The organism is Nocardia farcinica (genome assembly GCF_029867845.1).
Lineage (GTDB): Bacteria > Actinomycetota > Actinomycetes > Mycobacteriales > Mycobacteriaceae > Nocardia > Nocardia farcinica_A.
On record NZ_JARWRU010000483.1, the window covers coordinates 1 to 6,284 of the forward strand.

Genomic DNA, 6,284 nt, shown 5'->3' on the forward strand with positions numbered 1-6,284 from the left:
GCTCGGGCTGGCGGCGGCGCTGCTGGGCGGGGCGCTCGTGCCAGGGGCCCTCGCCCCGGCCGCGGCGTGCGCGTGCGGCGGCGTCATCACCCCCGGCCATGCCGCGAAGGTCCAGCAGGAGGCGGCGGCGCTGACCTGGGACGGCGAGCGGGAGTCGGTGCTGCTGCGGCTGTCGCTGGCCTCGGACGCCGAGCACGCGGCGCTGGTGGTGCCCACCCCCTCCCCCGCCACGGTGAGCGCAGGCGCGGCCGCCACCTTCGGCGAGCTGGCGCGCCTGTCCGCTCCCGAGTACGTGGTGCGGACCGAGTGGTTCTCCTGGCCCGAGGACGGCGACACCGCCGCGGCCGCGCCCGGCGCCGCCCCGATGGTGCTCGACCAGGTGCGCCTCGGTCCGCTGGAGGCCACCACCCTGCGCGGCGGCGATCTCGCCGGCCTGCGCCGCTGGCTCGGCGACAACGGCTACCCCCTGCGCCCCGAGGTCGGCGCGAGCCTGGCGCCGTACGTGCGCGAGGGCTGGTCGTTCGTCGCCGTCCGGCTCACCGGCGAGCGGCCGCTCTCCGGCGCGCTCGACCCGGTGCGCCTGGATTTCGCCACCGACCGGCCGATCTACCCGATGCGGATGTCCGCCGCCGCGGCCACCCCCCAGTCGGTGTTGCTGCACGTGCTCGGCGAGCATCGTGTGGTGCGCGCCGATCCCGATGCCGCGCATCAGGACTCGGCCGTGGAGTTCGCCGGCCGCCTGTCGTCCGGCGCCTCCGACGACCCCTTCGTCACGGCGGCGATGGCCGAGGGCAGGGATTACCTGACCACCCTGCGGGTGCGCGTCGACGACCCCGCCGCCATCACCGCCGACTGGACCTTCACCGCAGCCGCCGAGGACACCGGCCACCGCGAGCGGGTGGTCCGGGTCGACCGCGTCACCATCGGCGGGCTGCCCGCGGGCTATCTCGTGCTCGGCGCGGCCTCCCTGGCGGCGGTGGTCGTCGCCGTGGCCGTCGTGCGCGTCACCCGGGCGGGGCCGGAAGACTAAGCGGCTCCGATGGCGCCGCCGATGGTCGGCCAGGAGGCGTGCAGGGTGTCCTGCCAGTACGACCAGCTGTGCGTGCCGACCGGGCTGTAGTCGATGCGGGCGGGGATGCGCAGCGCGCGCAGCCGCTGTTCGAAGGCGACCGTGCAGACGTTGATGCCCACCTCGACCGGGCCGCCGAGAAAGATGTTCTCGGCCAGTTGCGGTTTCAGCTCGGCCTCGTGCGGGCCGGGGATGCCGGTGCCGGTGGACAGGTAGAGGGTCTTGCCGCGCAGGCGCTCGGCCAGCAGCGCCGGATCGTGGGCGGCCCACTCCTGGCTGCCGGGCGGACCCCACATGTTGAGCGGGTTGCCGCCCCGGTTGGCGATGGAGAGCATGATGCCGCCCGCGCCGAGCGAGACGTCGGGGCAGGCGCTGTAGCCCGCGACGGCGGTGTATAGACGGGGGTTGCGCGCGGCGAGCACGAAGGCCGCGGTGCCGCCCATCGACAGCCCGCCGACGGCGTTGACGCCGTTGCCGGCGAAGGTGGCGTCGATGATCGGCGGCAGTTCCCTGGTCAGGAAGGTCTCCCACCGGTAGCGGCCGAACTTCGGGTCGTCGCGCACCCAGTCGGTGTAGTAGCCGGCCTGACCGCCCACCGGCAGCACCACGTTGACGTTCTTGCCGCGGAAGAAGGCCTCGGCGTCGGTGGCATTGGTCCAGGTGCTCTGCCCGACACCGGGATCGAGCCCGTCGAGCAGGTAGTACGTGGGCCTGGCCCCGCCGCCCGCCGGGTGCAGCACCTGCACCTGGACGACGATGCCCATGGCCGCCGACTCGACCCACACCGCCGAGCGGGTGGCGCTGAGCTCGTCGATACGCACGATCTGGGCGGCCGAGGCGACGGGCGCGCGACCGGCCTGCAGTGGGCCGAGCATCGCGAGCACCGCCATCAGCACAGCTACGGCAATCATCCTCCGACGCACAGCCCCACCTCCGTCAGACCACCACAAAAGCCACAAACACGGCTCGAACGATCATGACACACCACAGCCGGGCAGCTCCGGCATTTCCGTAGCAAACTATATGGTCTGCTGTCCGGCGACCGCCCGCCGGACAGTGCCTGCGCGAGGATTACCCCGGTGGCCGCGGACTCATACCGGACTCGGCCGAACCGCATTCACTTCCCGGCGCGCGAGAGCGCCCCGCGGATGGACGCGGCGAGATAGTCCAGATCGGCCCGGTGCGGGCTGGTCGGCCGCGCCCGCAGGCCGAACCCGTCGCCCGGCGTGCGCGGAATGACGTGCAGGTGCACGTGGAAGATCTCCTGACCGGCGGTGATCCCGTCGGCGAGAAAGAAGTTCACCCCGTCGCAGGCCACCTCGCTGTCCCGCAGCGCGGCGGCCAGCCGCTGGCCGACCCGGAACAGCTTGCCGCCCACCTCGGGATCGAGCGAGGCCAGATCGCGGGCGGGCACCCTCGGCACAACGAGCAGGTGTCCCGGCGTCATGGGCCGGATGTCCATGAAGGCCACCACGTCCTCGTCCTCGTACACCTTCGAGGCGGGAGCGCGGCCGGCGATGATGTCGGAGAAGATGGTGTACGGATCCACACCGAACCTTAACCCGGCCCGCCCGGCCAGTCCCGGCAGTCGCCGCCGCGCCCAGGTGCGCAGACCGGGACGGGGCAGCGACGGCATCGGAAGGTGTTCGGCGGCAGCCGGTTCCGGGTCAGAGGATGGGAGAGGGAGTGTAGCGGGCCGCCTCCGGGTAGGCGTCGACCAGCTTCTGCACCTGGGCGACGACCTCGGCGGTCTGGTCGCCCGCGGCGCCGACGAAGGCCGACTTGTCGGCCAGCGCGGCGTCGAGCGCGGCCCGGTCCAGCGGCAGCCGGTCGTCGGCGGCGAGGCGGTCCAGCAGATCGGGCTCCCTGCCCTGCTCGCGCATGGCCAGCGCGACGGCCACCGCGTGCTCCTTGATGACCTCGTGCGCGGTCTCGCGCCCGACGCCGGCGCGCACCGCCGCCATCAGGATGCGGGTGGTGGCCAGGAACGGCAGGTAGCGGTCCAGCTCGCGGGCGATCACCGCCGGGTAGGCCCCGAATTCGGCGAGCACGGTCAGGAAGGTCTCCATCATGCCGTCGACGGCGAAGAAGGCGTCCGGCAGCGCGACCCGGCGCACCACCGAGCAGAACACATCGCCCTCGTTCCACTGCGCGCCCGCCAGCTCGGCCGCCATCGAGGCGTAACCGCGCAGCACCACCTGCAGGCCGTTGACGCGCTCGCAGGAACGGGTGTTCATCTTGTGCGGCATGGCCGAGCTGCCCACCTGGCCGGGCTGGAAGCCCTCGGTGACCAGCTCGTGGCCCGCCATCAGCCGGATGGTGTGCGCGAAGGAGGACTGCGCCGCGCCGATCTGCACCAGCGCCGACAGCACGTCGTGGTCCAGCGAGCGCGGGTACACCTGGCCCACACTGGTGAGCACGGTGGCGAAGCCGAGATGGCGCGCCACCTGCTGCTCGAGCGTGGCCAGCTTGGCCGGATCGCCGCCGAGCAGGTCGAGCATGTCCTGGGCGGTGCCCATCGGGCCCTTGATGCCGCGCAGCGGGTAACGGTCGATCAGCTCGCGCAGGCGGGTCAGGCCGATGAGCAGTTCGTCGGCGGCCGAGGCGAAACGCTTGCCCAGAGTGGTGGCCTGCGCGGCGACATTGTGCGAGCGGCCCGCCATCACCAGCGACTGGTATTCGGCGGCGCGCTCGGCCAGCCGGGCGGCGACCGCGACACCGTGGGCGTGCACGTGCTCGAGCGAGAGCCGGATCTGCAACTGCTCGACATTCTCGGTGAGATCGCGGCTGGTCATGCCCTTGTGCACGTGCTCGTGGCCGGCGAGGGCGTTGAACTCCTCGATCCTGGCCTTCACGTCGTGGCGGGTCACCCGCTCGCGTTCGGCGATGGAGGCGGTGTCGACGTGGTCGATCACCCGCTCGTAGTCGGCGAGCACGCCGTCGGGCAGCTCGATGCCGAGTTCGGACTGGGCCCGCAACACCTCCAGCCACAGCCGTCGCTCGAGCACGATCTTGTGCTCCGGCGACCACAGGTGCACCAGCTGGGGACTGGCATAGCGGGTGGCGAGGACGTTCGGGACGAGGGTCACGTGGGATCAGTCTAGTTGGCGCATCTCCGGGGCCTGCGCCCTGCTGCCGTTGCGTTGCTCCGGCTCGGCGAGCCGCAGCGGCGAGGCGACGATATCGATCACATCGAGCAGGGCGGCGCGGGCGGCGCGGCGGGGATCGGGGTCGTTCTCGGTGAGCGCGGCGACGACGGCTCCGTCGACCACGGCCACCAGTCTTCGCAGGTGCTCGATGCGCACGCTGCGGTCGGAGCGGCGCAGCACGTCGGCGAGCAGGTCCTCCAGCTGCGCCCGTAGTCGTAGCTGGACCTCGCGTAACTCGGGGTGACGGGCCGAGGCGACCGACCGCTCGTAGCGGGCGATGAGCTGACCCCGCGCGTGCGCGTCGTTGCGGTCCCCGATCAGCAGGTCGAGCACCAGTTCGACGGTGGCCTCCGCGCCGCGCCTGCGATGACTGACCTCGCCCACCCGCTTGCGCATGGCGTCGAGTTCCGCGGCGCCGCTGAACTCGACCGCCCGCGCGATCAGATCCTCGAGCGAGGCGAAGTAGTAGGTGGTGGATGCGAGCGGGAGATCGGCGCGAGTGGCCACCGAGCGATGCCGCACCGCATCGAATCCACCTTCGAGCAGCAGCTCTGCGGCGGCGGCGACCAGAGCTTGGCGACGCCGTTCACCTTTCGGGGTCGTCGCGGTTATCACCGTGTCATCGTGCCAGTCATCGTCAGTTCATCCGTGGGAAATCGACAGAAGAGAACTCAGCCACCACTTGTTTTACCCCATCACCGGATCGGCGGCATCGGAGTGGGGAAAGTTGTTGCCCGCCAGCCGGTTCGGCCCGAGGCGAACCGGCAGGCACACATGCGTCAGCCACCCGCGCGAAGATACCCGCCCAGCCGCTCCAGCGCCTGTTCGATGTCGGACTGCGCGCCCGCGAAGGAGAAACGCACCGAACGATGGCCGTGCACGGTGTCGAAATCCACGCCGGGCGCGAGCGCGACGCCGGTGTGCGCGAGCAGCTCCGCGCACCAGGCCAGGGAATCCTCGGTGAGATGGCCGATGTCGGCGTAGGCGTAGAAGGCGCCGTCGGCGGGGGCCAGTTTCGTGATGCCGAGGCCGTCGAGGCCGTCGAGCAGCAGTTTCCGGTTGGCCGCGTAACGCCGCACGTGCCCGTCCAGCTCGGCTTTGGACTCGGCGTCGAAGGCGTGCACGGCCGCGTGCTGGGAGATCGCGGGCGGGCAGACGGTCATGTTGGAGGCCAGCCGTTGCAGGGCCGGGCGCAGATCCGGCGGCACCAGCATCCAGCCCAGTCGCCAGCCGGTCATGGAGAAGTACTTCGAGACCGAGCCGATCACCACCGCCGCACGGGAGGTCTCCCAGGCCGAGGTGGTGCGCGCGCCGTCGGCGTAGGTGATGCCGTGGTAGATCTCGTCCGAGATCAGCAGCGTGCCGTTGTCCTCGCACCAGCGCGCCACAGCGGCCAGCTCGTCGGGTTCGATCATGGTGCCGGTGGGGTTGGCCGGGCTGGCCACGATCAGCCCCGCGGGCGGCTGCGGCAGCGCGGCCAGCATCTCCACGGTGGGCTGGAAGCGGGTCTGCGGGCCGCAGTCGAGTTCGACCACCCGGCAGCCGAGCGCGCTGAGGGTGTTGCGGTAGGCCGGGTAGCCGGGGCGGGCCACCACCACGGTGTCGCCCGCGTCGAAGGCGGCCAGGAAGATCAGCGTGAACGCGCCGGAGGAGCCGGTGGTGACCACCACATCGTCGGGATCGACGGGATAACCGTAGGTGGCGCTGTGGTGTCCGGCGATCGCCTCGCGCAACGGCAGGATGCCGAAGGTCTCGGTGTAACCGAGCAGCTCGGCGTCGATCGCGGCCTTGGTGGCGCGCAGCACCGGCGCAGGCGCCGGCGTCGAGGGCTGGCCCGCGGCCAGGACCAGCACGTCTCCGTGCGTCCTCGCCCGCTCGGCGGCGGCTTTCCACACATCCATCACGTAGAAAGGGGGGATGGTCGACCTGCGAGATTCTCTGGACACCCGAACGACGGTAGAGCACCGCCGTCGGGCTGTTCCGGGATATGGTCGCCTCGATGCTTGACAAGGCTCCCCGCACCGAACTGGATCGGGCAGGTGAGGCGGGTGGCGGTGTCGTCGTCC

At 71.5% G+C, this 6,284-nt stretch carries 6 protein-coding genes; 1 reads left to right on the forward strand and 5 read right to left on the reverse strand.

Features of this window, described 5'->3' with window-relative positions:
- On the forward strand, positions 1 to 1,030 hold a 1,030-nt coding region (locus tag QH283_RS10390; RefSeq protein WP_348538277.1), incomplete at its 5' end, for a DUF2330 domain-containing protein.
- Here QH283_RS10390 and QH283_RS10395 read toward each other — a convergent pair.
- The 5 genes from QH283_RS10395 to QH283_RS10415 all read right to left on the reverse strand — a co-directional run bounded on the left by QH283_RS10395 (position 1,027) and on the right by QH283_RS10415 (position 6,164).
- Positions 1,027 to 1,980: an alpha/beta hydrolase gene (locus tag QH283_RS10395; protein WP_280502810.1), complete on the reverse strand. Its 954-nt coding sequence runs from the start codon at positions 1,978 to 1,980 to the stop codon at positions 1,027 to 1,029. The two genes, QH283_RS10390 and QH283_RS10395, sit on opposite strands and share 4 nt — an antisense overlap.
- Positions 1,981 to 2,186: 206 nt before the next feature.
- On the reverse strand, positions 2,187 to 2,618 hold the full coding sequence (locus QH283_RS10400) for an HIT family protein (protein ID WP_280502815.1): 432 nt from the start codon (positions 2,616 to 2,618) through the stop codon (positions 2,187 to 2,189).
- 118 nt (positions 2,619 to 2,736) lie between these two features.
- Positions 2,737 to 4,158 (reverse strand): adenylosuccinate lyase, encoded by a 1,422-nt coding sequence (gene purB, locus QH283_RS10405; RefSeq protein WP_280502811.1) that lies wholly within the window; start codon positions 4,156 to 4,158, stop codon positions 2,737 to 2,739.
- A 6-nt stretch (positions 4,159 to 4,164) separates the two neighbouring features.
- Positions 4,165 to 4,833: a TetR/AcrR family transcriptional regulator gene (locus QH283_RS10410; protein WP_280502812.1), complete on the reverse strand. Its 669-nt coding sequence runs from the start codon at positions 4,831 to 4,833 to the stop codon at positions 4,165 to 4,167.
- Positions 4,834 to 4,997: 164 nt separating this feature from the next.
- On the reverse strand, positions 4,998 to 6,164 hold the full coding sequence (locus QH283_RS10415) for a pyridoxal phosphate-dependent aminotransferase (RefSeq protein ID WP_280502813.1): 1,167 nt from the start codon (positions 6,162 to 6,164) through the stop codon (positions 4,998 to 5,000).
- Positions 6,165 to 6,284 lie beyond the last annotated feature (120 nt).